The 23644-nt window shown below is 68.6% G+C and carries 21 protein-coding genes; 12 read left to right on the top strand and 9 right to left on the bottom strand.

Going from position 1 to position 23644, the window contains the following annotated elements; genetic code table 11:
* Both BRW65_RS20435 and BRW65_RS20430 read right to left on the bottom strand, forming a co-directional pair.
* A partial coding sequence (locus BRW65_RS20435) for a PPE family protein (RefSeq protein WP_073877652.1) occupies positions 1-1038 on the bottom strand: 1038 nt, incomplete at its 3' end.
* A gap of 92 nt (positions 1039-1130) precedes the next feature.
* A complete protein-coding gene (locus BRW65_RS20430) occupies positions 1131-2042 on the bottom strand; it encodes an oxygenase MpaB family protein (protein ID WP_073877650.1) in 912 nt (303 codons plus the stop codon).
* An 82-nt stretch (positions 2043-2124) separates the two neighbouring features.
* Here BRW65_RS20430 and BRW65_RS20425 point away from each other — a divergent pair, with 82 nt between their 5' ends.
* Positions 2125-2796 carry a TetR/AcrR family transcriptional regulator gene (locus tag BRW65_RS20425; protein ID WP_073877648.1) on the top strand — a complete coding sequence of 224 codons (672 nt, stop codon included), beginning with the start codon at positions 2125-2127 and terminating at the stop codon, positions 2794-2796.
* Between the two features lie 2 nt (positions 2797-2798).
* Here the strand turns inward: BRW65_RS20425 and BRW65_RS20420 are convergent, their stop codons facing one another.
* The 4 genes from BRW65_RS20420 to BRW65_RS20405 all read right to left on the bottom strand — a co-directional run bounded on the left by BRW65_RS20420 (position 2799) and on the right by BRW65_RS20405 (position 7034).
* Entirely contained in the window at positions 2799-4148 is a 1350-nt protein-coding gene (locus BRW65_RS20420) for a hypothetical protein (RefSeq protein ID WP_073877646.1), read from the bottom strand.
* Positions 4149-4150: 2 nt separating this feature from the next.
* A complete protein-coding gene (locus BRW65_RS20415) occupies positions 4151-5587 on the bottom strand; it encodes a condensation domain-containing protein (protein ID WP_073877644.1) in 1437 nt (478 codons plus the stop codon).
* Between the two features lie 317 nt (positions 5588-5904).
* Positions 5905-6453 (bottom strand): hypothetical protein, encoded by a 549-nt coding sequence (locus BRW65_RS20410; RefSeq protein ID WP_073877643.1) that lies wholly within the window; start codon positions 6451-6453, stop codon positions 5905-5907.
* A complete protein-coding gene (locus BRW65_RS20405; RefSeq protein WP_073877671.1) occupies positions 6453-7034 on the bottom strand; it encodes a VOC family protein in 582 nt (193 codons plus the stop codon). Before BRW65_RS20405 ends, BRW65_RS20410 begins: the two co-directional genes overlap by 1 nt.
* A 112-nt stretch (positions 7035-7146) precedes the next feature.
* Between BRW65_RS20405 and BRW65_RS20400 the strand changes: the two genes are divergently transcribed.
* Positions 7147-8280, top strand: a complete 1134-nt coding sequence (locus BRW65_RS20400; protein WP_073877641.1) for an alpha/beta hydrolase — start codon at positions 7147-7149, stop codon at positions 8278-8280.
* 101 nt (positions 8281-8381) lie between these two features.
* Positions 8382-10583 carry an acyl-CoA dehydrogenase gene (locus BRW65_RS20395; RefSeq protein ID WP_073877640.1) on the top strand — a complete coding sequence of 734 codons (2202 nt, stop codon included), beginning with the start codon at positions 8382-8384 and terminating at the stop codon, positions 10581-10583.
* A 148-nt stretch (positions 10584-10731) separates the two neighbouring features.
* On the opposite strand, the gene BRW65_RS20390 is transcribed toward BRW65_RS20395, so the two are convergent.
* Positions 10732-11061, bottom strand: coding sequence for a hypothetical protein (locus tag BRW65_RS20390; RefSeq protein WP_073877638.1), 330 nt, complete (start codon positions 11059-11061; stop codon positions 10732-10734).
* 481 nt (positions 11062-11542) lie between these two features.
* Here BRW65_RS20390 and BRW65_RS20385 point away from each other — a divergent pair, with 481 nt between their 5' ends.
* Positions 11543-11905 (top strand): ATPase, encoded by a 363-nt coding sequence (locus BRW65_RS20385; protein WP_073877636.1) that lies wholly within the window; start codon positions 11543-11545, stop codon positions 11903-11905.
* A gap of 6 nt (positions 11906-11911) precedes the next feature.
* Here BRW65_RS20385 and fadD2 read toward each other — a convergent pair whose 3' ends face one another.
* On the bottom strand, positions 11912-13591 hold the full coding sequence (fadD2, locus tag BRW65_RS20380) for a long-chain-fatty-acid--CoA ligase FadD2 (RefSeq protein ID WP_073877634.1): 1680 nt from the start codon (positions 13589-13591) through the stop codon (positions 11912-11914).
* 58 nt (positions 13592-13649) lie between these two features.
* Here fadD2 and BRW65_RS20375 point away from each other — a divergent pair, with 58 nt between their 5' ends.
* Positions 13650-14918, top strand: a complete 1269-nt coding sequence (locus BRW65_RS20375) for a DNA polymerase domain-containing protein (RefSeq protein WP_073877632.1) — start codon at positions 13650-13652, stop codon at positions 14916-14918.
* A gap of 5 nt (positions 14919-14923) precedes the next feature.
* Here BRW65_RS20375 and BRW65_RS20370 read toward each other — a convergent pair whose 3' ends face one another.
* Positions 14924-16324 carry an MFS transporter gene (locus tag BRW65_RS20370; RefSeq protein ID WP_073877630.1) on the bottom strand — a complete coding sequence of 467 codons (1401 nt, stop codon included), beginning with the start codon at positions 16322-16324 and terminating at the stop codon, positions 14924-14926.
* A 130-nt stretch (positions 16325-16454) separates the two neighbouring features.
* On the opposite strand from BRW65_RS20370, the gene BRW65_RS20365 reads away from it, so the two are divergent.
* From BRW65_RS20365 to BRW65_RS20335, 7 genes are all read left to right on the top strand, one after another.
* A complete protein-coding gene (locus BRW65_RS20365; protein ID WP_073877629.1) occupies positions 16455-17039 on the top strand; it encodes a TetR family transcriptional regulator in 585 nt (194 codons plus the stop codon).
* 56 nt (positions 17040-17095) lie between these two features.
* The gene (locus tag BRW65_RS20360; protein ID WP_073877627.1) at positions 17096-18082 is read left to right on the top strand and encodes an ABC transporter substrate-binding protein; all 987 of its coding nucleotides are present in this window, start codon (positions 17096-17098) and stop codon (positions 18080-18082) included.
* A 112-nt stretch (positions 18083-18194) separates the two neighbouring features.
* On the top strand, positions 18195-18869 hold the full coding sequence (locus BRW65_RS20355) for a 5-oxoprolinase subunit B family protein (RefSeq protein WP_073877625.1): 675 nt from the start codon (positions 18195-18197) through the stop codon (positions 18867-18869).
* Positions 18870-18884: 15 nt separating this feature from the next.
* Entirely contained in the window at positions 18885-19802 is a 918-nt protein-coding gene (locus BRW65_RS20350) for a 5-oxoprolinase/urea amidolyase family protein (RefSeq protein WP_073877623.1), read from the top strand.
* A gap of 401 nt (positions 19803-20203) precedes the next feature.
* The gene (locus BRW65_RS20345; RefSeq protein ID WP_073877622.1) at positions 20204-21598 is read left to right on the top strand and encodes an MFS transporter; all 1395 of its coding nucleotides are present in this window, start codon (positions 20204-20206) and stop codon (positions 21596-21598) included.
* A gap of 77 nt (positions 21599-21675) precedes the next feature.
* Complete coding sequence (locus BRW65_RS20340; RefSeq protein ID WP_073877620.1) at positions 21676-22827, top strand: uroporphyrinogen-III synthase; 1152 nt, start codon at positions 21676-21678, stop codon at positions 22825-22827.
* On the top strand, positions 22818-23597 hold the full coding sequence (locus BRW65_RS20335; protein ID WP_073877618.1) for a sirohydrochlorin chelatase: 780 nt from the start codon (positions 22818-22820) through the stop codon (positions 23595-23597). The genes BRW65_RS20340 and BRW65_RS20335 overlap by 10 nt, the downstream gene beginning before the upstream one ends.
* Positions 23598-23644 lie beyond the last annotated feature (47 nt).

Raw genomic sequence — 23644 nt, 5'->3', positions numbered from 1 at the left:
GGTGGACGGCGCGATCGCTACGGCTGGCGTCGGGCCGGGCGGCGGGGCGGCCGCCGGTAGCGGCGCCGGTGCGACCGCGGGCGGGGGCATGCCCGCCAGGCCCGCCAACCCGGCGAAGCCAGCCACGGCGCCGAAGGGGGCGGCCGCGAGGAGGATCGCGGGGGCGAGCAATTCCGGCTGGCTGGTGAAGATCTCGAGGATGTGCGTCGGCCAGTCGAACAGCATGAGCTGAACGATGTACTGGAACGCCAGCGCCGGATTGTGCACCAGGTAATAGCCGAACTGCTGGAAATCCTCGAGCAATTCCAGCGCCCGAACCACCCAGAACATCGGGTCTCCCGCATTGGTGTAGGCGTCGTAGGGCAGGCCGTTGACTGTGCCCTGGGCGGGGTCCCAGTTGATGCCGAGGTTCCTCAGGATGTTCGCGATGAAGTCGTCGAGCGGGTTGTCGATCGTGGGGTCGTGTACGTCGCCGCCTGAATCTTGACTGCTGGCAGCGGATTTCACTATCGGCGGCGGGGGGTCGGTCTGCGGCGTGGACTCCACTGCCGCGCTCGAAACCGCTTGGTAGGTGGTCATGGTGGTGGCCGCCTGCACCCACATCCGCGCGTAGTCGGCTTCGTTGACCGCGATCGGAACCGTATTGATGCCAAAGAAATTCGTCGCCAGCAACGCTCCGTGGACGGCGTGGTTGGCGGCGAGTTCCGGCAGCGTCGGCATGGCGGCCAACGCCGCGGTGTAGGCCACCGCGGCCGTCTCGTGCTGAGCGGCCGCCGCCGCGCTGTGCGCGCCGGCCCGCGTCAGCCAGGCCAGGTATGGCGCGTGCGCGGCCACATACGATTCCGCGCTGGGTCCCTCCCACGAGCCGGCCTGCGCCGCGGCCAGGACGCCGCTGAGTTGCGCTGCCGCCGAAGCATATTCGGTGCTCAGTTCCGACCATGCCCCCGCCGCCGCCAGCAGCGACGCCGGACCGGGGCCGCTGCTGAGCAAGGCGGAGTGCACTTCCGGTGGCGAGGCCATCCAGATGGGCGCCGTCATAGGTACTCCTCGAGCTGGAAGGCTTACCAGGCAGAGGAGAGCTTAATGAAAATGATTCCCGTTATCAAGTCGACGGGCGGCCTCGCCGCAGGCTAGACCAACGGGCGACCCGTCCTGATCCGGCGGTCGACGTCGGCCAGCAAGACGTTGAACGGAAACCGCCGAACGAACCGCGGCTGGCACCGGTTCACCAGCGCCAGGGCCGCGATGAGCCGGTCGAAGCGCCGTTGCTTGCTGGCGTCCCAGGGCAGCCGCATCTCGTCGCGGAACCGCTGCGGCAAGAAGCCCGTCGTGATCAGTAGGGCCAAGCCGTCGGCGGCGCGCTGCAGCGGGCGCGGCAGCGTCAGCCCCGGGATCCGGTTCGCGGCGATCGGGTAGAGGTACTCGCGCACGGCGTCGTCGATGTGCACCTTGGCCAGCGACTCGTGCCAATAGCGGTCGAACGCCGCGCGATCCGGCGGCCACATCTCCGGCGGCACCTGCAGCGTGGTGGCCAGCGCCATGCCCTCGCGGTAATGGCGCTCGGCGTCCTCGCCCTCCAGCTCGCCGATGAACATCCGGTAGACGTCCACCCCGCCCTTGTATAGGCAGGCCCCCACCCAGAGTTGCAGGTCGGGATCGAAAGCGTTGTACTGCACCGGACTTTCGGGGGTGGAGTAAACCTGCGCGTGGGCCCTGTTCACGGCGCGGCGGAACGCGTCTTTCTGGGTGTCGCTGCCGTTGGTCGCGACGGCCAGATACGTGAACGTGGTCCGCGCACGCTTGATCGGATGCAGGTCGACCCGGCCGCTTTCGACGCGGCTCTCCATGACGCCGTAACCGACGCCGGGCCGCGCCAACTGCATGATCACGTTGGCCGGGCCGGCCAACAGCGCAACACCCATCAACCCCTCGTCGATCCCCAGCGCCCGCCGGCGGCGGCGGGCGGGTGCCCGCCGCGGTGGATCGGCGACGGGGCGCTCGACGTGCCGGGCCGGTTCGTGAACCGCCTCGTGTATTGCCATGTCAGACCCCTCCAGCGGCGTCGAGCCATAATCTGCGAACGCTCGTTTCCTGATATTGTCGTGGCGTCGCGTTGGTGTCAAGATGGTTCGCATGAACGAGACCCCGGGCGCGCGGCCGTACCGCGGTGTCGAGGCCGCGCAGCGCCTGGCCGCACGCCGCAACCGGCTGCTGGCCGCGGGCCTGGAGCTCCTCGGGGCGGAGCAGCAGAACATCTCCGCGGTCACGGTCCGCGGTGTGTGCCGTCAGGCCGGTCTGGCGGCCCGGTATTTCTACGAAAGCTTCGCCGACAAAGACGAATTCGTCGCCGCCGTGTTCGACTCGGTGGTCGCCCAGCTGGCCGCCACGACCCAGGCCGCGGTCGCCGCGGTGCCGGCGCACGAGCAGACGCGCGCGGGGATGGCCAACATCGTTCGCACCATCGCCGACGACGCCCGCCTCGGGCGAATGCTGTTCAGCACGCAGCTGGCCGATCCGGTGATCGTGCGCAAGCGTGCCGAATCCAGTGCGCTGTTCGCGATGCTGTCAGGCCAGCACGTCGGAGACGTGCTGCGGGTGCCGGCGAATGACCGCATCAAGGCCGCGGCGCACTTCGTGGTGGGGGGCGTCGGGCAGACGATCAGCGCCTGGCTCGCCGGCGACGTCCAGCTCGAACCGGAGCAGCTCGTCGATCACCTCGCCGCATTGCTTGACGAGCTCGCCGAGCCCGACCTGTACCGAGTGGAGTCAGCCGCGGCGTCGCGCGCGGACTCCTGACGTCACACCGCGCAGGCGGTGTGCCACCCCGCGGTGGCGGTGAGCGAGAAGTCACTCAGGGCGCTCGAAATATGTTGCCACAGCTGGGCTTCGGAGTTGCGCCGACCCAGCTCGTAGGCCAGGAACGAGACGAAGACCCGGCCGTGCACCCTGCCCGACAGCAGCGCCAGCGCGCCGTTGGTGCGGTACATGGTCGCGGTGGTCACGCCGGGATAGACCGTCCTCATGGCGAAGTGGTCGGCCTCGGTGCCGGCCGGCCGGTTGACGGCGGGGTCCATCGACCCGAGGTTAGACGACACGACGGTGACGGCACTGCCGGTGACCACGCCGATCAGTCGCCGCATCACGCGTCGCGGAATCAGGGGAACGAGCGGCAGCAACGCCCAACGCTCGTCGGGCTCAGCCTCGTGGCGGGACAGCGCCGCCTTGATGCCGGCGCGGATCTCGCGCAAGTCGGTCGTCGCGGGCGTGGGGTCGACCGTGATGTCGACGTTGACGACGGCGTTGGCGCGGGTGTCGCCCGGGGTGCGCTCGTTGACGGGCATCCCCACGTTGACGGTGCCGTCCGCGGCGACTCGGCCCACGCGCTGGGCCAAGTGGGCCGCCAGTCCGGCGAGCAGCGCGTTGCTGGTTGCACCCAACGCGGTTGCGCGGGCGTCCCATTCGTCGGCGTCGATGAAGACGGTCGCCATGGGCAGCTCCAGGGGCTGGTCCGGCCCGGTGGGCGGCGCGGGCCGCTTGCCCGCCGGCGCAACGGCCGTGGCGTCGCGGCCGGCCCGGGCCATGCGTGCTGCCGCGACGACGGCGCGGCCCACATCGGCTGTGTCGCGCGCGGTTTGGCGCGCGTCCTCCCGAAATGCCCGCCACCGCCCCCGCGAAGCCGCCGCGGGCCAGTCGATCGCGTCGTCGCGGCCGCACGCCGCGTCCGCCAACGCCTCGCACAGCCCGACGCCGTCGGTGAGGCAGTGGGTCACCACCAGGCTCACCGCCGCGCCACCGTCGGTCAGCGGGAGCACCCCCAGGTGCCAGCCGGGCCCGTGCTCGGCGTCCGGCCGCTTACCCGCCTGCTCATCGAGCCAGGCATCGATCTCGTCGCGCGGCCGGGGCGTCGCCGCGATCTCGAGGTCCGACTGGTTGGTGGGCGCCACCCAACGATGCCGGCCGAACGGCAAGGGCGACCGTTCGATGCGGCGGCGCAAGCGGCCCCGGCCGAGGTGGCGATGGAAGGCGCGCAGACCGTCCATGTCGATGGGGCGGTCGTACACCCAGATGGCCTGCACCACACTGGTGGTGGCGGTCGCCCGCTCGCCGAGGAAAAGGGTCTGGTCGGCCAGGTCCAGCAGGTTGCTCATCGCTAGGCCGCCTCGTCGTCGTTCTTGGTCGGCGCGATGATGCCCGGCTGGGCCCCGGTGGCATCGACGACGCGTGCGAACATCTCACCCAACGTCGCGATGTAGCGGTCCACGGACTCGCGCGCCGTCGCGTTGTCGGGGAAGGACATCGTCACCGTCGTCTTCTCGGCGTGGCGGTTGATCCACATGTTGATCCCGCCGTGGGACAGGCTGTCGCCGTAGGTGCCGAAATTCGTCTCCGCCCACAACCCGGCCAGCGGGATCTTCCGAAAGTCGAGGAAGGACAGCATCATCGGCAGACGCGTGGGCAGCTTGATGCCGAGTTCGTCGGGTGCCGCCAACTCCAGCAGTCGCTCGACCGGAACACCGGCGAGATCCTTGGCCGCGTCGAACGACTTCTGGGCGGCCCGGGCCGCCTCGGGGAAGGTCGTTCCCGCGGTCGGCACCGTGACCGGGACCAGGCTGGCGAACCAACCCACCGTCATGGTGTCGAGGCCCGGTGTCCGAGTGTCCCTGGCCGTGAACCCGTGATAGACGGCGCCGCCGGTCAATTCCCGCTCGGCCAATGCCGTGCAGGCGAGAACCCCGCCGATGAACCGGGCGCCCGCCGCGCAGCACACGGCGTCGAAAGCCTCCGTGCCGGGCGCATCCAGCAGGTCGACGGTTACCAGGTCGCCCTTGCTGTTGGTCCAGGTGTCACCCAGCGGCAACGGGAAGCTGGGCCATTGGCCGTCGGTGTCGCGCGCGAACGCGATCCAGTCCTTGATCTCCGAAGACGACAGGGTCAGCCCCGCGACCTTCTCGCGCTGCCGCGCTGTGTAGTCCCGGTAGCTCCTGACCTCGGGAAGCGCGGCGGTCTGCTGCCCTTCGGCGAGTTCCAGATAGGCCAGGTGGATGTCGACGAAGATCACGCCGGCGGACAGGCCGTCGATGTGCAGATGGTCCACGCTCGCGTAGAAGGTGAAGTAGTCGTCGTGCTGGACGACGCCGTAGGTGAAGCAATCCCATTCGAGCGTTGCGGGGGTCGTCGTCAGCACGTGGGTGCGCATTTGGTCGACGGTCCTGCGCCCGAACGATGTCGGAACGAAGTCGATGATGCCGGGGTCCTCGATCGCGCGGCGCACGATGACACCGTTATCGAATTCATACCAGCTGTGGTAGGTGTCGTGCCGGCGGACGTGCGCGTTGACCGCAGCCGTCATCGCCGCGATGTCACACGTGCCGGGGACGTCCCAGGACACGATCATCAGGCGCGGTAGCGCCCGGTTCATCGCCCTGCCATGGTAGGCGGCCCAGAGATGTTGCGACTGTTGGTAACTCGGAGCCAGATCGCTTCGGCGCGCGGCGCGCGCCGCGTCGCACGCCGAGGGCGAAGCCGTCCACATGGTGAGCGGCCCCTGGGCCGGTTGCCATTCGTAGATGTTGCCGAGTGCGACCATCTCCCCCAGTCCCCGTTCTGCGGTGCCGACGTTGTGTGCGGCATGGGAGGAGCCGAGAAGCCGTGCGGCAACGGATTTTCCGTGCAGCACAAATAGACCTTCGAGCTGGGATTCTTGGACGCCGTAGGTCGGGCTGAACCTAAGGCGTCGCTTGCACCCCCCTGTGTCGCTGCTATTGGACGTTAGTCGAGGAAGGCGGTGATTTACGCGGATTTGAGAAGATTCCCAATTGGCGCGTGTCGGCGCCGCTCAGCCAGTAGTCTCTTTTCCTTCGGTTGGCGTCCGACGCCGGCCCGGCAAGCCAAACCCTCACCGCCTCAAGGCAATAGCGGCAGATCCCACAGCCGCATCCCGGGATCCAGCAACCAGAATCGCTCCATGGTCAGGCGCATCAGCCGCAGCGCGCTGACGACCATGAAGGCCGCCAGTGGCAGCTCGATCAGCAGCGCGGTGGCCATCGACAGCCAGAGGTCGTTGGGGCCCGCGGTCATCAGGTCGAACCACGCGTCGCACACCAGGAGCACCCCGGTGGTGAACGCGGCCGGAACCAGCACCTGACGACGCAGGAAGCCGAGAACGGCCGTCGCCACCATGAACGCCATCAACAACACGTCGAAGCCCACCCAGGTAAGGGGCCAGTCGTGCACGACGTAGCTCTCCGGCAGCGTCGTGGACAGATATCCCAGCCAGGGGATCATCACCGCCGAGCCACCGACCATCAGGCTCAGTCGGATGCGTCGCACGCGGGCCAGGAAAAGGGGGTCGATGACGTCGCTCACGGGCTGTTCCAGCCGGGAGATGAGCTGCCGACGCTGCTCGGGGGTGAGGGCCGCGATCTGCGCGTCGGTCAGGATGTCGTCGGTCATCAGCGACCGGCGGCCACCGGAGGCCGGCGGTCCGCCGCGGTCCTCGGCACGGCTTGCGCATCACTGGAATCGAATTCCTTGACCCAGCACGCGAATTCGAGCGTGATGCCGTCGGGGTCCTGGAAGTAGAACGACCGAACGTACACCCCGGGGTGCACCGTCGCGGACACCTGCATCGGGCTCTCGTCATGGTTCAGCACCGGGCCGACCCGCACACCCTTGTCCTTGAGCCGCTGGCGGTAGGCGTCGAACTTCTCGGCCGGCACGTGGAATGCCAGGTGGTTCATGGTGCTCACCGCGCTGGTGATGTCACCGATGCCGGGGATGGCGCCCGGCGACGAGATCCCCGGCACCCGGTCGGGGGCGTCGGCGAACCAGAAGAATGCCACGCAGTCACCGTTGCCCGCGTCGAAGAAGAAGTGCTGGCCGGCCCCGCCGGGCAGGTCGAGCGACTTGATCAACGGCATGCCGAGGATGTTGGTGTAGAAGTCCACGGTGCGGGCCATGTCCGAGCAGACCAGCGCAACGTGATTGATTCCCCCGAGTTCGAATTCCGTGTTGGTGTTTCGCGGCTTGATCATCGCGCGGCTCCCCTCGGTCCCCGGCTGGAGGTCCTGGCCAAGATGTGATTCTGAATCTAACATCAGCTTGGATTTTTCTTTCGAGATGTCGATCGCCAACAGGGCCGCTGAAATGACTCCGCACACCGGTGCCGCAGGGGTTGTCCGCGAATTCGTCGGGCTACCGTCGAGCACCGCCGGGCGCGCCGGGGCGGGCGGACATCCTTGCCAGGGGCTCTACCACCGCGGGGTGGGGCGCAAGCCGAAGGTGGCGATGATCGCCACGCATTATCAGATCGACTTCTCCGAGCACTACCTCGCCGACTACATGGCCACCCGCGGCGTCGGCTTCCTCGGATGGAACACCCGGTTCCGGGGCTTCGAGAGTAGTTTCCTGCTGGACCACGCGCTGGTCGACATCGGCGTCGGGGTGCGCTGGCTGCGCGAGGTGCAGGGAGTGGAAACTGTTGTGTTGCTTGGCAATTCGGGTGGCGGATCGTTGATGGCGGCGTATCAGTCGCAAGCGGTGGACCCGAACGTCACCCCGCTGGACGGGATGCGGCCCGCGGCGGGCCTGACCGAGTTGCCCGCCGCGGACGGGTACGTGGCCGCCGCCGCCCATCCCGGCAGACCCGACGTGTTGACGGCCTGGATGGACGCCGCCGTCGTCGACGAGAGCGATCCCGTGGCCACCGACGCCGACCTGGACCTGTTCAATGACCGCAACGGCCCGCCGTTTTCGCCGCAGTTCCTCGACCGCTACCGGCGCGCGCAGACCGCGCGCAACCATGCCATCACCGACTGGGCCGAGAAGGAACTCAAACGCGTTCGCGCGGCGGGGTTTTCCGACCGTCCGTTCAGCGTCATGCGAACATGGGCCGATCCGCGCATGGTGGACCCCCGTATCGAGCCGACGAGGCGCCAACCGAACAGGTGTTACGCGGGCCTTCCGGCCAAGGCGAACCGCTCCGCGCACGGCATCGCCGCGGCCTGCACGCTGCGCAGCTGGCTGGGCATGTGGAGCCTGCGGGTGGCACAGACCCGCGCCGAGCCGCACCTGGCCCGGATCACCTGCCCCGCGCTGGTGATCAACGCCGAGGCCGACACGGGTGTCTTTCCGTCCGACGCCCAACGGATTTTCACCGCGCTCGCCAGCGAAGACAAGACGCTGGCGGCCATCGACACCGACCACTACTTCACCACCCCGGGGGCCCGCGGCGAGCAAGCCGACCTGATCACCAGATGGATCAGCAAGCGGTTTCGCTGAGAGCCACCACCCGGCAAACCCCTGTGGTCAACCAACCGACCGGTTGTTAGTTTGGAAGGTGCTTGGCCGAGAGACAACTCAAAAGCATGGGAAGGCGACCAATGCCGATCGCTATCACTCCTGAGCATCAAGACCTGGCCGGTTCGGTGCGGTCGTTGGTGGCGCGCATCGCGCCATCCGAAGTGCTGCACGCGGCAATGGAAACGCCGATCGACAACCCCCCGCCGTACTGGCGGGCGGCGGCCGAACAAGGCCTGCAGGGTCTGCACCTCGCCGAGTCCGTGGGCGGGCAGGGTTTCGGCATCCTCGAATTGGCCGTCGTGCTGGCCGAGTTCGGCTACGGCGCGGTGCCAGGACCCTTTGTGCCGTCCGCGATCGCCAGTGCCCTGATCGCCGCCGACGACCCGAACGCGAAGGTGCTCTCCGAACTGGCGGCCGGGGACGCCATCGCCGCCTACGCGATGGACTGCTGCGGGCTCACCGCCACGCGCCAGGGCGACACGCTGGTGCTGCGCGGCGAGGTCCGCGCGGTTCCCGCGGCGGCGCAGGCCTCCGTGCTGGTACTGCCGGTCGCGATCGACAGCGGCGAGGAATGGGTGGTGGTGCGCGCCGAGGAGCTCGAGATCGAGCCCGTGAAAAGCATTGACCCGCTGCGCCCCGTCGCACACGTGCGGGCCAACGCCGTCGAGGTCGGCGCCGACGCGGCATTGTGCAACCTGAGCATGGCCACGGCGCACGCGCTGATGACGACGCTGCTCTCCGCCGAAGCGATCGGGGTAGCGCGGTGGGCGACCGACACGGCGTCGCAATACGCCAAGATCCGCGAACAGTTCGGCAGGCCGATCGGCCAGTTCCAGGCCATCAAGCACAAGTGCGCGGAGATGATCGCGGACACCGAGCGGGCCACCGCGGCAGTATGGGACGCCGCCCGCGCCATCGACGAAGCGCGCGAAAACGGTTGGGACATCACCGGTTCCCACGTCGAGTTCGCGGCCGCCGTCGCGGCGACGCTGGCGCCCGCCGCCGCGCAACGGTGCGCACAGGATTGCATCCAGGTGCACGGCGGGATCGGCTTCACCTGGGAGCACGACACAGGCGTGTACTACCGCCGGGCACTGATCCTGGCCGCCTCCTTCGGCCGCGGATCGGAGTACCCGCACAAGGTGGTGCGCACCGCCACCAGCACCGGCCTGCGGGCGGTCGACATCGACCTCGATCCCGACACCGAAAAACTGCGCGAAGAGATCCGGACCGAAGTGAGCGCGCTGAAGGCGATGGAACGCGACAAGCGCAAGGTCGCCATCGCCGAGGGCGGCTGGACGCTGCCGTATCTGCCGAAACCGTGGGGCCGCGCCGCCGGTCCGGTCGAGCAGATCATCATCGCCCAGGAATTCACCGCCGGCCGGGTCAAGCGCCCGCAGATGGGCATCGCGACCTGGATCATCCCCTCGATCGTCGCCTTCGGGACCGAGGAGCAAAAGCAGCGGTTCCTGCCGCCCACCTTCCGCGGCGAGATGATCTGGTGCCAGCTGTTCTCCGAACCGGGCGCCGGCTCGGACCTGGCGGGGCTGAGCACCAAGGCGACCCGGGCGGACGGCGGCTGGCGTATCACCGGCCAGAAGATCTGGACCACGGCGGCACAGCTCTCCCAATGGGGGGCGCTGCTGGCCAGAACCGACCCCAGCGCCCCCAAGCACAACGGCATCACCTACTTCCTGCTGGACATGAAGAGCGAGGGTGTCGAGGTGAAACCGCTGCGCGAGCTCACCGGGAACGCGCTGTTCAACACCGTCTACATCGACGACGTCTTCGTCCCCGACGAGTGCGTGCTCGGTGAGGTCAACCGCGGCTGGGAAGTCAGCCGCAATACCCTTACCGCGGAACGCGTTTCGATCGGTAGCAGCGAGGCGAACTTCCTGGCCACGCTGAGCCAGTTCGTCGAGTTCGTTCGTGACGGACAGTTCGACCCGGTCGCCCAGCACCGCGCCGGTCAGTTGATCGCCGAAGGCCACGCCGCCAAGGTGCTTAATCTGCGCTCGACGCTGTTGACGCTGGCCGGCGGGGACGCCATGCCGTCGGCGGCCATCTCCAAGCTGTTGTCGATGCGGACCGGCCAGGGGTACGCGGAGTTCGCGGTGTCCTCGTTCGGCACCGATGCCGCGATCGGTGACCCGGGCGAACTGCCCGGCAAGTGGGGCGAGTACCTGTTGGCCAGCCGCGCCACCACCATCTACGGCGGCACCTCCGAGGTGCAGCTGAACATCATCGCCGAGCGGCTGCTCGGTCTTCCTCGCGATCCCTGACCGCCGCGCGGGCTTCGGTCGGGAGGAGGGGCCATGCCGACCTGAGGGGTGGTCAGGCCGGCATGGTTTCCCCCCCATCCCGTGGGCCGGTCAACCTTGGAGTGGATCGGCACGTCGAGGTTGACCGGTTACCACGGGGAGGGTTGGTTCACCACCACCAGTTCCACCAGTGACCGGGGGCCCAGAATCCGCGGTTGCCCGAACCCCATCCGGGGTGGCCTCCCCCGCCCCATCCGTGGCCACCCCATCCGTGGCCACCCCATCCATGGCCGCCATGACCCCCGCCTGGACGGTCAGGGATGATGCCGGGCCCGCCGGGCGCACCGTGGGGACCGGCGGTGGTGAAGCTGGTGTCGAAAGCGGGTGCCGGGGCAGCCTGGGCCGCGGGGCCGGCGCCCAGCAGGAGTGCGCCGGCAACCGCCGATGCAGCGACTGCGCTCACGGCGGCGCCGCGCACCGATCGTGTGGAGATCGTCATCGCGGGACCTCCTTCCGGGACCTCATGCCGACAAACAAAACGTTAGCCAGTTATTTCCCGGCAAACAACATCGGCACACGCAATATATTCTGTGAATTATGTAACAAATCGTTCACCAGGCAGCAAAATCGGCGATTCATTACTTCAGGATTATCGCAGCTACTGATTCACTGACGGTCGGATATTCGCAGCTAGATCGGCATTTACTGAAATACTGGTTTGCAACGTTGCGTATCGGTTGAAGGTATGAATTGCACATCGCTCTACGTTGCCGTAACGCATAATAAGTGGTAGCACCAGGCGTGAATGGTGGCGCGCGCAGCTATTTTCGCGAATTTGCTGTGGCGTGGGGTTTGGCGGTGCCTACCACCGTCCACGGCCCGGCGGCGCGACTTCCGCGGTCGTCGGTGGAACAATCAGTATTGACACATTCGAGCGCTGATTTACTGATTGGCCACTCATTCGGAGGACGACCGCCACAGTGAACTTCAATCCCAGCCACATCGGACCCGGCGCCGGAACGTTTCGCCCCGGGCCGTCGGCCACGCCGGCGGGAGACGCCGCGCCCACCGAGCGCCTCACGGGGCTCGGGGGGCAGAGCCCCCAGCGGATGGTCGGCCAGCCGGCGGCCAACCAGGCGGGACGGGTTCAGCGGACGCGTCGAACCGTCGACCTGCCGGCGGCCACCCACCGCGCGCTCGACATCTGGCAGCGGGAAGCGGCCGACCGCCTGGGCGTCGCCAGGGTGACGGGCCAGGAGGTTCTCACCGCGCTCATCGACCAGCTTCTGGTCGACCCCAAGCTCGCGGCGCAGATCACCCGCGCCATCAAAGACCGCCGCTGACCGCGGCTAGTCGACCTCCATCTCGCGCAGCTCGCGCTTGAGGATCTTGCCCGTCGGGTTGCGCGGCAGCTCCTCGAGGAAGACCACCTCACGCGGCACCTTGTACCGGGCCAGGTGATCGCGCACGTAGTGCTTGATGGTGTCCTCGTCGACGTCGGAGCCGTCCTTCTTGACGACGAAGGCGCGCAGTCGGTGGCCCCATTCCTTGTCCTCGACGCCGATCGCGGTCGCCTCGACCACCTCCGGGTGGCCGCTGATCAGGTCCTCGACCTCCGCGGGGAACACGTTCTCGCCGCCGGAGACGATCATCTCGTCGTCGCGGCCGCTGACATAAAGCAGGCCGTGCTCGTCGAAGTATCCGACGTCGCCGGACGACATCAGGCCGTCGATGATCTGCTTGTGTCCGCCGCCGGTGTACCCCTCGAACGGGAACGCGTTGCCGACGAAGATCCGGCCGACCTCGCCCTGAGGCCGCTCCTTGCCGTTGTCGTCCAGGATCTTGACCTTGACGCCCTTGACCACCGGTCCGACGGTGGCCGCGTTGCGCTCCAGGTCCTGCGGCCCGGCGATGGTGGCGAACGCGATCTCGGTCGAGCCGTACATGTTGTAGATGACCGGGCCGAGGTCCTTCAGCGCGCGGCTGGCCAGCTCGGCACCCAGCTGCGACCCGGAGATGAACACGATCTTCAGGCTGGACAGGTCCGGCCTCTTGTCCATCTTCTCGACCGCGTCGAGGATGCGCGAAAGCATCACCGGAACGACGACCATCGCGGTCACCTTGTACTTCTCGATGTCCTCGAGCACGAGCGGCGGCTTGAACTTGCGCCGCAGCACCAGCGTCGATCCGAGGAACATCGCGATGGTGCCGTGCAGGAAACCCAGCGCGTGGAACATCGGGGCGGGCAGCGAGGTCACCTCGTTGGCCTTGAACGGCACGTGCGACAGGATGCCCCCGATGGGCGCCAGCGTCGGTGGGGTGCTGCGGTTCGCCCCCTTCGGCGTGCCGGTGGTGCCGCTGGTCAGGATGATGATCGACGAGTGCTTGCTCGCCTTGGGGGCGGGTTGTCTGCTGCTGCGCTCGATCAGGTCGGCCAGCGTCTCGTCCTTGCTGCCCGAGGGCTCGTCGGCGTCGGGATTGGTGCCCAGCGCGCGCAGGAAGCCCAGTTCCGGCTCGGCCTTGCTGACGGCCTTGGTGTACTCGTCGTCGTAAATGATGAGCTTGGCGCCCTCGCGCTCCGACACCTCTTTGATTTGCGGCCCGGAGAATTCGCTGTTGAGCAGGATGATGCGGGCGCCGACCCGGGCGGCGCCGAAGTAGGCGATGAGGAACCAGCGGGTGTTGCGGGCGAGGATCGCGACGCCGTCCCCGCCCTTGACGCCCATTTCGATCAGGCCGTTGGCCACCGCATGGGCTGCCTCGTCGAGTTGTTTGAACGAGAACTCACCGTCCTCGTCGATGCAGGCGGCCCGATCGGGATGGCGTCGGGCATTCAGCGACGGGAGCATGCCGAACTCGCCCCACTTGTAGATGTCGTTGGCCATCGCGGCGTAGTTCTGCGGCGGCTCCAGCCGGAAGGCGCCCGCTTCGAAGATCTTGCGCACGTAGTGCAATTCGGCTGAGCCGCGTTCCAGGTATTGCTGGACCTTGGCAACCGCCTGCCCGGGCAGGCCGATCAGATTAGGCATGGATCCACCCTATGTGACGTCCGTCGCATTCCGAGGGGTAAGTACCCATCCACTTACCATGATGAACATGACCGGTCCCGCGTCATTGGAAGTGGCCGGCCGCCGGGTCACGATCACCCATCCCGACAAGGTGGTCTTCGAGGCCCACGCCGGCACGGGGCCGTTCACCAAATCGGACCTGGTCCGCTACTACCTGTCCGTGGCCGACGGGGCGCTGCGCGGGGTGGCCGGCCGGCCGATGATCCTCAAGCGCTTCGTGAAGGGCATCGCGGAAGAGGCGGTGTTTCAGAAGCGGGCCCCGAAGAACCGGCCCGACTACGTCGACGTCGCCGAACTGCACTACGCCCGGGGCACGTCGGCCGCCGAGGCCGTCATCCACGACGCCGCCGGCCTGGTGTGGGCGATCAACCTGGGCTGCGTCGACCTCAACCCGCACCCGGTGCGGGCCGACGACCTCGATCACCCCGACGAGTTGCGAGTCGACCTGGATCCGATGCCCGGGGTGTCCTGGCAGCGGATCGTCGAGGTGGCGCTGGTGGTCCGCGAGGTGCTCGAGGATTACGGCCTGGTCGCCTGGCCGAAGACGTCGGGGTCGCGCGGTTTTCACATCTACGCGCGGATCGCCCCGCGCTGGGAGTTCCGGCAGGTCCGGCTGGCCGCGCAGACCGTGGCCCGCGAAGTCGAGCGGCGGGTGCCCGACGCGGCGACCAGCCGCTGGTGGAAGGAGGAGCGCGAGGGGGTGTTCGTCGACTTCAACCAGAACGCCAAGGACCGCACGGTCGCGTCGGCGTACTCGGTTCGCGCGACGCCGGACGCCCGGGTGTCGACGCCGCTGCTGTGGGAGGAGGTCGCCGGCTGCAGGCCCGAGACCTTCACCATCGAGACCATCCCCCGGCGGTTCGCCGAACTGGGCGATCCGTGGGAGGGGATGGACGACGCGGTCGGCGACCTGGATCGGCTGCTGGTGCTGGCCGAGGAGATGGGCCCGCCCGAGCGCGCGCCCAAAGGCTCGGGCACGCGCACCGAAGGCGGGCGGGTCTCCTCCAAGCCGCTCATCGAGATCGCGCGCACCAAGACCAAGGACGAGGCGCTCGCCGCGCTGGACACCTGGCGCGGCCGTCACCCCGCCGCGTCACGCCTACTGCAGCCGGCCGACGTCCTCGTCGACGGCATGCGCGGGCCGAGTTCGATCTGGTACCGCATCCGGATCAACCTCCAGCACGTGCCCGCCGATCAGCGACCTCCGCAGGAGGAGCTGATCGCCGACTACAGCCCTTGGAAGAAGGAGGGGCAGGGGTACGGCGGCAAACAAAAGCCGTCGGGCTGAACCCGCTATACCCCCACCCGCGCCACCGCGTTGCCCTTACGCAGGTAGCAGTACCAGGTGACCACCAGCAGGGCCAGGAAGAACCCCACGTAGAACCGCAGCGCCGGCTCGATGCTGCCGAACTGCGACCTCGACCAGGCGTAGGCCAGCGGCACAACGAACCCGCCGAAGGCGCCGACCGCCGAGATGACTCCCAGCGCGCCCGCGGCCTGCCGGCGCATGTGCACCATGGTGTCCGGGTCGCCGCCGGCGAGCTGGCCCTTGATCACGAAGATTCGCGAGATCATCCGGTACGTCGAGCCGTTGCCGATGCCGGTCGCGACGAACAAGAACATGAAGCTGGCGAAGAACAGCGGCAGGTTCTTGGCGTTCACCGACCACAGCGCCGCCGCGGCGCCCGCCGCGAGCATGACGAAACTGACGGCGGTGATGCGCGCCCCGCCGACCCGGTCGGCCAGCTTGCCGCCAAGGGGGCGGATGACCGAGCCGATGCACGCGCCGAGGAACGCCCAGGTCAACGCGATATCGCCGCGGCCGAACACCGTCTTGAGCAGGGTCGGGAAGGCCGCCGAGTAGCCGATGAACGAGCCGAACGTGCCGATGTACAGCAGCGCCATCACCCAGGTGTCGGGGTGCCGCAGCGACTGCCACACCGGCTTCACGTCAGCCTTCGCCTCCGACAAGTTGTTCATGAACAGGAAGGCGCACCCGGCGGCCACCACGGCCAGCGGCAAATAGAACAGTCCGGCGCGCGACAGCGCCACCCCGCCCCCGGCGACGACGATGGGCGGGATGATCTTCTGCACCACCGCGACCCCGATGTTGCCGCCGGCCGCGTTCAGGCCGAGCGCCCAGCCCTTGTCCTTCTCCGGATAGAAAAAGGAGATGTTGGCCATCGACGAGGCGAAGTTGCCGCCGCCGAAGCCGGCGGTCGCGGCGATCGCGACCAGGACGCCGAACGAGAGCCCGGGATGCGCGACCGCCCAGGCCAGCAGCGCGCACGGGATCAGCAGCAGCGCCGCCGAGATGGTGGTCCAGTTGCGGCCGCCGAAGATCGGGACCGCGAAGGTGTAGGGCAGGCGCAGAAGCGCTCCCACCCCGCTGGGCACGGCGACCAGGCACAGCGCCTGGCTCGCGGTCAGCGCCCAGCCGGACGCGGACGGGTGGCCGTGGGGCCCCGCGGTCATCTGGACCACCACGATGCTCCACAACATCCACACGCTGAACCCGACGTGCTCGGCGAAGATCGAGAAGATCAGGTTGCGCCGGGCGATCGGCTTACCGGTCGTCTCCCAGAACGCGGGGTCCTCGGGCCGCCAGTCGTCGATCCAGTGTCTGCCCCGGCGGGGCGGACGCGGGGGCGCAAGGACCGGAGCCGTCGGCTCGGCAGAACTCGTTGCAGTCACTCCCCGACGCTATGGAATGTCTGTTACCGGCCCGCGTGGGCGCAGTTACGGCGGAGATAAGTGGATCTCGCAACGGCCGTTGCCCGCTTGTCAGAACTTTTTTGCCTCCCGAATGCGGGAGAATTGCCGCATGCCGGCGACTGACCAGCCTCTGGGGCTGCGGGAACGCAAGAAGATCAAGACCCGCCATGCCCTGCGGCGCGAGGCGTTCCGCCTGTTCGACGCGAACGGCTACGCCGCCACCACCGTCGAGCAGATCGCCGAGGCCGCCGAGGTGTCGCCCAGCACGTTCTTCCGGTACTTCGGATCCAAGGAGTCGCTGCTGCTGGCCGACGACCTCGATCCGCTGATCCTGGCCGCGTTCGACGCCCAGCCACCCGAGCTGTCGCCGAGCCAGGCCATTCGCCGGGCCTACGCCACCACGATGGCCGGCCTGTCAGCCGAGCAGCTGGAGTTCGAGAACACCCGGCAGCGGCTGATCTTCTCGATCCCCGAGCTCAAAGCCGCCCTCTACGACGAGTACCACCGCACCGTGAATGTCATGGCGGAGGCGATCGGCCGCCGGATCGGCCGCCCCGCAACGGATTTCGAGGTGCGGGTGTTCGTCGGCGCGATGGTCGGCGCCATGATGGCGGCCTACGACAGCGCGCCGAAAACGGCCGAAACCATCTATCGGGCGCTGGACTTCCTGGACGCCGGCATGCCGCTGGGCTGACCGGGCAACCGCGCGGCGACGGGCGTTGTGGCCACCGGACGCGCTAATCTCACGCGATGCGACAGGGTCGGAATCGACGGGGATTCTTGCAGCTCGCAGGGGCTGCGGCGGTCGCCGCGGTCGCCGGGGCTCCCGCCGCGTGCTCGTCACGCAAGCCGTCGCCGGATAACTCCGGCGGCAAATCGGTGACCATCAACCACCTCTTCGGCCAGACCGTCATCAAGGAGCCGCCCAAGCGGGTGGTCAGTGCCGGCTACACCGAGCAGGACGACCTGCTCGCGGTCGGCGTGGTGCCCATCGCCGTCACCAACTGGTTCGGTGATCAGCCGTTCGCGGTGTGGCCGTGGGCTCAGCCCAAGCTCGGTGGGGCGCGGCCGGTGGTGCTGAACCTGGACAACGGGATTCCGGTCGACCAGATCGCCGGCCTCAAACCGGACCTGATCGTGGCGACCAACGCCGGCGTGGACGGCGACACCTATCAGAAGCTGTCCGCGATCGCCCCGACCCTGCCGCAGTCGGACGGCGACGCCTTCTTCGAGCCGTGGAAGGAGCAGGCCACCGCGATCGGCCAGGCGGTGTTCCAGGCCGACCAGATGAAGTCGCTGATCGACGCCGTCGACCAGAAGTTCACCGCCGTCGGCAAGGAGCACCCCGCCTGGACGGGCAAGAAGGCGTTGCTGATGGAGGGCACGCTCTGGCAGGGCACCGTCGTCGCGACCATGGCCGGCTGGCGCACGGACTTTCTGAACCAGATGGGGCTCGTGATCGCCGACAGCATCAGGCCTTTCGGCACGGATCACCGCGCCGTCATTCCGCGCGATCACGTCAAGGCGGTGCTCGACTCCGCCGACGTGATCATCTGGACCACCGAGAGTCCCGACGACCAGAAGGCGTTGCTCGCCGACCCGGACGTGGCCGCCGCGCAGAGCCGACACATCTTCACCACCAAGGATCAGGCCGGCGCGATCGCCTTCTCCTCGCCGCTGAGCTACCCCGTGGTCGCCGATCAACTGCCGCCGCTGCTCGGCAAGATCCTCGGTTAATTCCCAACCCGGCCCGCGGGGTTTGAGCGTTTGCTAAGGCAGCTCTGGCAGTGTTCGAAAATCCCTCGCTCGCCCCTCGCCCGGCCCGAGCCGGCGGGGTTACCGTCGAGTAATGAGCGTGACGGACCTGACGGACAACATGCCCAAGGACCTGCCGACCGAACTGGTCGGCAACACGGTGCTGGACTTCGGCGACAGCGCGCTGATGCTGCAATGCGGCAGCACCGCCGAGGTATTGGCGTGGGCGGCTCAGCTGCGCGCCGCGGCGTTGCCGGGTGTGGTCGACATCGTCCCGGCCGCCCGGACGGTTCTGGTCAAACTTGACGGCCCCCGGATGCAGGGCGTGATCCGTCAGCGACTGCGCAAGATGCGGGTCACCGCCGAGGAGGCCGCCGAGCCGGACCGGCGTGCCGACGTGGTCATCGACGTCGTCTACGACGGCCCCGACCTCGCCGAGGTCGCTGCCCACACCGGGCTGACCGTCGCGGAGGTGATCGAGGCCCACACGAGCGGCCTGTGGCGCGTCGGATTCAGTGGATTTGCACCGGGTTTCGCGTATCTGGTGGACGGCGACGCGCGCCTGCGGGTGCCGCGCCGCTCCGAGCCCCGCACGTCGGTGCCCGCCGGTTCGGTCGGCCTGGCCGGGGAGTTCAGCGCGGTCTACCCGCGCCGGTCGCCGGGCGGCTGGCAACTCATCGGCCGCACCGACGCGGTCCTGTGGGACCTCGAACGGCCCGCGCCGGCCCTGCTGACGCAGGGCATGTGGGTTCAGTTCCGGGCCGTCTGAGGTAAGGAGATCGCCGTGCCATCCCTGGAGATCCTTCGCACCGGACCGCTCGCCGTCGTCCAGGATCTGGGCCGGCCCGGTCTGGCCCACCTGGGAGTGAGCCGGTCGGGGGCCGCCGACCGGCGCGCCCATCAGCTGGCTAACCGGCTGGTGGCCAACCCCGATGACCGCGCCACCGTCGAGGTGACGTTCGGCGGTTTTGCGGCCCGGCTGCGCGGCGGCGATATCGACATCGCGGTGACGGGTGCCGACACCGACCCCACCGTCGACGGAATCAAGTTCGGCACGAACAGCATTCAGCACGTTCGCGACGGCCAGGTGATCGCGCTCGGCACGCCGCGCGCCGGGCTGCGGACCTACCTCGCGGTGCGTGGCGGCATCGCCGTCCAGCCGGTGCTGGGATCGCGCAGCTATGACGTGCTGTCGGCCATCGGCCCGTCGCCGCTGCGTGCGGGAGGTCGGCTTCCGGTCGGCGAGCACACCCCCGACTACCCCGAACTCGACCAGGCTCCGGTGGCCGCGATCCCCGGCGGCGTGGTCGAGCTGGGCGTGGTGCCCGGCCCGCGGGACGATTGGTTCGTCGACCCCGATGTCCTGGTGCACAACGACTGGGTGGCATCCGACCGCAGCGACCGCGTGGGCATGCGATTGATGGGCCGCCCCCTGCAGTGCCGCTACCCGGACCGTCAGCTGCCCAGCGAGGGCACCACACGCGGCGCAATTCAGGTGCCGCCCAACGGTTTACCGGTGATCCTGGGTCCTGACCACCCGGTGACCGGAGGTTACCCGGTGGTCGGCGTGGTGATCGACGAGGACATCGACAAGATCGCCCAGGTCCGCCCCGGGCAGCCGGTGCGCCTGCACTGGTCACGCCCGAGGGTGCTGGTGGGCGCCCAGGCGCCGTCCGCCGGCGCGGGCTGGCCGTTTTCCTGACCGAAATGTATTCCAGCTCACACCAAGGCGCGCGCCGCGCGTGAATCACCTTAAATTCGCGGTAGTTTCGCGGCTTGGCGCCTACAGGTAGCTACCAGATAACTGGCAAAGAACTAACAGGCGATTCCGGGTCGCTTGAGTTGACCCGTTCCCGCCCCGAATGTGAGCATCGAAATACCACGGCGGGGCATGCCCCTTCATTCTCCGCGCCCATATTTCTTTCCCGCAGCGCGGGTGAGCGACGCGACACCTGGCGCGGGTACACCCGGATGCGCCGGTGAGTGGGCCTGACGAGAGGGAGTGTTATGCACGCCGGGTTGCGCGCCACCCCGAGCGCGGGCCCTCCCCCGTCAACCCAACGCGCACAGTCGAATTCATCGTTGACGAAAGGTGAGGATCGGATGGCCCGCAATCACCGCATCGCGGACTGGAATCCGGAAGACGCGGCGGCTTGGGAGGCCGGCAACTCCAAGATCGCCCGCCGCAACCTGTTGTGCACCGTCGCGGGCGACCACGTCGCCTTCTCGATCTGGACGCTGTGGCCCGTCATGGCGCTGTTCATGCCCGAGCACGTCTACGGCTTCTCCGCAGGCGACAAGTTGCTGCTGGGCGCCGTCGCCACCCTGGTCGGCGCCCTGGCCCGGATCCCCTACACGCTGGGCATCGCCGCCTTCGGCGGCCGCAACTGGACCGCCTTCTCGGCGTTCGTGCTGCTGATCCCGACGGCCGGCACGATCGTGTTGTTGGCCAATCCCGGGCTGCCGCTGTGGCCGTTCGTGGTCTGCGCCGCGCTGACCGGGCTGGGCGGCGGCAACTACGCGGCCTCGCTCGCCAACGTCAACGCCTTCTACCCCCAACGGCTCAAGGGGTCGGCGCTGGCCGTCAACGCCGGCGTCGGCAACCTCGGGGTGGCCGTGATCCAGCTCGTCGGGCTGTTGGTGCTCGCCACGGCGGGACACCAGGCACCGTACTGGGTGTGCGCGGTGTACCTGGTGATGCTGGCGGTGGTCGGCGTCGCCGCCGCGCTGCTGATGGACAACGTCGGCCACGGCACCGAGCTCGACACGATGCGCTCGATCCTTTTCGAGCGCGACACCTACGTGATCTCGCTGCTCTACATCTGCACCTTCGGTTCCTGGATCGGTTTCGCGTTCGCCTTCGGTCAGGTGATGCAGGTGAACTTCCTGGCCAACGGCGAATCCGCCAAACACGCGGCGCTACACGCCGCGCAGGTGGCCTTCATCGGGCCGCTGCTGGGTTCGCTGGCCCGGATCTACGGCGGCCGGCTGGCCGACCGCAAGGGTGGCGGCCGGGTCACCCTCGGCGTGCTCGCCGGCATGACGCTGCCCGCCGGATTGCTCGTTGTCATCAACACATTCGACGATCACTACGCCGGGGGCCGCTCGACCAGCATGGTCGGCTACGTCGCCGGCTTCATGGTGCTGTTCGTCCTGTCCGGGATGGGCAACGGCTCGGTGTTCAAGCTGATCCCGTCCGTCTACGAGGCGCGCAGCCGCACGCTCGCGATGGGTGAGGCCGAGCGCCGGCATTGGGCGCGCGCCAGGGCGGGATCGTTGATCGGGGTCTGCTCGGCGGTCGGCGCGCTCGGCGGCGTGGGCATCAACCTCGCGCTGCGCCAGTCCTACCTGGCCACCGGGACGGAGACGTCGGCGTACTGGGCGTTCCTCGGCTCCTACGTGGTGGCCGCGCTGATCACGTGGCTGGTGTACGCGCGCCGCCCCGCGCCGCCCGTCGACGCGGGCACTGAGACTGCAGACGCACTGGCCCGCGTGTGAGGCCAGCCTCATTGTGGGCAATGCGCAAGCAATTGCCAGGTAATGCAACGGAAATCTGACAGGCATACACAGGAAATATGGCCCAGCCGGACTCCCCGCCGCTGACCGGTTACCGCATCGCGGTGACCTCGAGCCGGCGCTCCGAGGAGCTCTGCGCGCTGCTCAGCCGCCAGGGCGCCGAGGTGTGCAGCGCGCCCGCGATCAACATGATCGCGCTGCCCGACGACGACGAACTGCACCGCAACACCGAGTCATTGATCGCCGAGCCGCCCGACATTCTGGTCGCGCACACCGGCATCGGATTTCGGGGCTGGCTGGCTGCGGCCGAGGGGTGGGGACTGGTCACCCCGCTGCTGACCGCCCTGTCGTCCGCCCGGATCGTCTCGCGCGGACCCAAGGCGACCGGCGCGCTGCGTGCCGCCGGCCTGCACGAGGAGTGGTCGCCGGATTCCGAATCCTCGCAGGAGGTGCTGGAATACCTGCAAAAATCCGGGGTGGCCGGCGCGCGGGTGGCGGTCCAGCTGCACGGCGCCGCCGACGCGTGGGATCCCTTCCCGGAGTTTCTGGGGGGCCTGCGGCTGGCGGGGGCCGACGTGGTGCCCGTCCGGGTGTACCGGTGGAAACCAACACCGTTGGGCGGCACATTCGATCAGCTCGTGGTGGGCATCGCCGGCCGGCAGTTCGACGCGGTCACCTTCACGTCGGCACCCGCGGCCGCCGCGGTGCTGGAGCGCAGCCGCGAGCTGCACGTCGAGGACCAACTGCTGGGGGCGCTGCGCAGCGAAGTGCACGCGATGTGCGTCGGCCCGGTGACCTCCAAGCCGTTGATCCGAAAGGGCGTGCCGACGTCATCGCCGGAGCGAATGCGCCTGGGCGCCTTGGCCCGTCATGTCGCCGAGGAGCTCCCGCTGCTGGGTTCGTGCACCGTGCGGGCGGCCGGCCACACGGTCGACATCCGCGGCACCTGCGTGCTGGTGGACGGGTCGATCAAGGTGCTCTCGCCCTCCGGGATGGGGATATTGCGCGCGCTGGCCAAACGCCCCGGCGACGTCGTCCCGCGGGCCGACCTGTTACGCGCGCTGCCCGGCAACAGCAACGACCCGCACGCCGTCGACACGGCGGTGCTGCGGCTGCGAACCGCTTTGGGCGACAAGAACATCATCGCGACGGTGGTCAAGCGTGGCTACCGGCTCGCGATCGAGCAACGGGCTGACTCCGCATGGCGCTGATCCTGGTTGCGCACGGCACCCGCAGGCCCGAGGGCGTCGCGACGGTCGAAGACCTTGCCGCGCAGGCCAGTTCGCTGATCGGGCGGCCGGTGGAGGTCGCGTTCGTCGACGTGTTGGGGCCCAGCCCCAGCGAGGTGCTGTCGCGGGCGCGGGCCACGGGCCGTCCCGCGATCGTGCTGCCGGCGTTCCTGTCGCGGGGCTACCACGTGCGCGCCGACCTGCCGGCCCACGTCGAGCTCAGCGGGCACCCGGACACCATCGTCACACCGGCCCTGGGCCCCAGCGGTCAGGTCGCCCGTATCGTCGGCGACCAATTGGTCCAATGTGGTTGGCGCCCCGGCGATTCGGTGATCCTGGCGGCAGCCGGCACGTCGGACGCCCGGGCGCACGCCGACCTGCACACCACCGCGACGATGGTGTCGGCGTTGACCGGGTCGCGCGTGAGCCTGGCGTATGCGGCGACGGGAGAACCGCGGCTGCCCGAGGCGGTGGAGGCGGCGCGGCGCCGGGCGCGCCGCGGCGACGCGCGCGTCGTGGTGGCCTCCTACCTGCTGGCCGACGGCCTCTTCCAGGAACGACTGCACGCCTGCGGCGCCGATCTGGTCAGCCGGCCGCTGGGCACCCACCCGGGCCTCGCCCGCCTGATCGCGCATCGATTCCGCCGGGCCATGCCACCGGTCCTCGCTCGCACCGCCGGCCACGCATCGCGCCGATCCAGCGCGCGGCGGGTGGTTCACGACCGGGTCATGCGGCCGAATTCCGCGGCCTGATAATGGCCTGACGGCGCCGTTCGGTGGGCGCGCCGACGATCGGCGAC

The organism is Mycobacterium paraffinicum, from assembly GCF_001907675.1.
In the GTDB taxonomy this organism is placed as follows: domain Bacteria; phylum Actinomycetota; class Actinomycetes; order Mycobacteriales; family Mycobacteriaceae; genus Mycobacterium; species Mycobacterium paraffinicum_A.
Note: the sequence above shows the minus strand (reverse complement) of the source record. Positions and strands in the feature narration are given on the sequence as shown.